The sequence below is a fragment of the Mesobacillus sp. genome (genome assembly GCF_049588175.1).
GTDB lineage: Bacteria > Bacillota > Bacilli > Bacillales > Cytobacillaceae > Mesobacillus.
On the sequence record NZ_JBAVFI010000436.1, the window covers coordinates 1 to 1930 of the forward strand.

The window sequence follows — 1930 nt, forward strand, 5'->3', positions numbered from 1 at the left end:
GTGCCTACCAAGCAAGAGTTCATTCTTACCGTTTCTGCTCATCCGGCTGTTTGTGCTTTCCAGGCTGAGCATTAGGCTGCCTTTAAGCTGTTCCTTGCTGTTGTTAAGCTCTTTTTCTGTTATGCCATCAGCGGTCAGTTTTGAAAGTGTCTCTTGAATCGTCTCGTATAATACATCGAGCTGTTTTGCTCCAGTTCCTCCATAAATTGTTACAATCCCGCTGTCAAGATAAGCTGAATGGTAGGAGAATACAGAATAAGCAAGACCGCGCTGTTCACGAACATCCTGGAACAAACGGCTGCTCATGCTGCCTCCAAGGACATTATTCAAGACAATCAGACTGTATACATCTTTATGGCCAATCTGCAACCCTTCAAAACCCAGGCAAAGGTGCGCCTGTTCCGTTTCTTTTTTGCGCGAAATCTTATTTGCATGGAATTCAGGTCTTACATGTTCTATTTTTTCTTTGCTTGCCTCATAAGAGCCAAAGAATTCTTCTGCATTCTTAATGAAAGCTTCTGGAACGTTTCCTGCAATTGAAATGACTACATTTTCCGGTGTGTAGGTTTCATGCATATACTGTTCCAATTTTTCACCCGTAAATGTTTGAAGCGTTTCCTCTGTTCCTAAAATCGGATATCCCAGCGGATGCTCATTGTAAATTGCCTTGCTGAGCAAATCATGAACGATATCATCAGGTGTATCTTCATACATTTTAATCTCTTCGTTTACAACGTTTTTCTCTTTATTCAATTCTTCAGCAACAAAAGTGGAATTGAAGAACATGTCAGCTAAAACTTCTAATGCAAACGGTGCATGATTGTCCAGAACCTTTGCATAGTAGCAAGTATATTCTTTTGATGTGAATGCGTTCACCTGTCCGCCAATGCTGTCGAAGGATTCAGCTATCTCCCTTGCCGATCTTGTCTTCGTTCCCTTAAAGAACATATGCTCAAGGAAATGTGAGATTCCGTTATTCTCTGGATTCTCATTCCGTGATCCTGTTCCAATCCATACTCCGATCGCGACAGAACGAACAGTAGGGATTTGTTCAAGGACGATTCTTACACCGTTTTGGCATGTGTATTTCTTAATCAATTATATTCCTCCTCTGGAACCTGCTGCTAAAAATACTGCATTTAATAAGTATAGTTCATTTATCTTACTTTTTCCAAATACAAAGCTATTCTTTCATTTTTTTTGCCATTACCCTATTTTCACTCAACATATCTGAAACTGTCCCAATTTGCATATCTTTATCCTTTATCTGAATGATTAATTGTTCTAGAGAAGCTGCTGTAGATTCGGTTGGATGCATCAAAATTAACGCCCCATTATGGACCTTACCCATTACCCTGCTGATCAATTTTTCAGGTGAAGGTTTTTGCCAGTCAATCGTATCAACGCTCCACATTACGGTACCTAACTTATGCGCAGCAGCAATTTGGACTACTTCATCCTTATAAGATCCGCTTGGGGGAGCAAACCACTTTGTTTGTACCCCCGTTACAGCCTCTATTACATCATTGGTCTTTTTGATTTCTTCATTAATTTCCGGAGCAGAAAGCTGCTTCATGTTTGGATGGGTAAAGGAATGATTGCCAATTTCGTGTCCAGCCTCGGCAATCATCTTAGCCATTCCCGGGTTATTTTTTACCCAGCGTCCCTCGAGAAAGAAACTGGCTGAAACGTTATATTTTTTAAGCGTAGCCAGCATACCCGACAAATATTCATTTCCCCAGGCTACATTAATGATGAAACTGACCATCGGTTTTTCTGGGTGGCCCTTATAAATAGCCATTGGCGGAAGATCGGTTAAATGGACATCCGGAGATATTTGTTTGTAAACTAGCTTATCCGGATTAAACTCGCCATCCTTTTTCATCTTTTTATAGGAATCCTCTATATCCACTTGCAGTCCATTATAGCC

The 1930-nt window shown here is 40.6% G+C and carries 2 protein-coding genes; both read right to left on the reverse strand.

The window, feature by feature from the left end; genetic code table 11:
* On the reverse strand, positions 1-1098 hold a 1098-nt coding region (locus WB217_RS10735; RefSeq protein ID WP_423993223.1), incomplete at its 3' end, for a M16 family metallopeptidase.
* 85 nt (positions 1099-1183) lie between these two features.
* On the reverse strand, positions 1184-1930 hold a 747-nt coding region (locus WB217_RS10740; protein WP_423993224.1), incomplete at its 5' end, for a polysaccharide deacetylase family protein.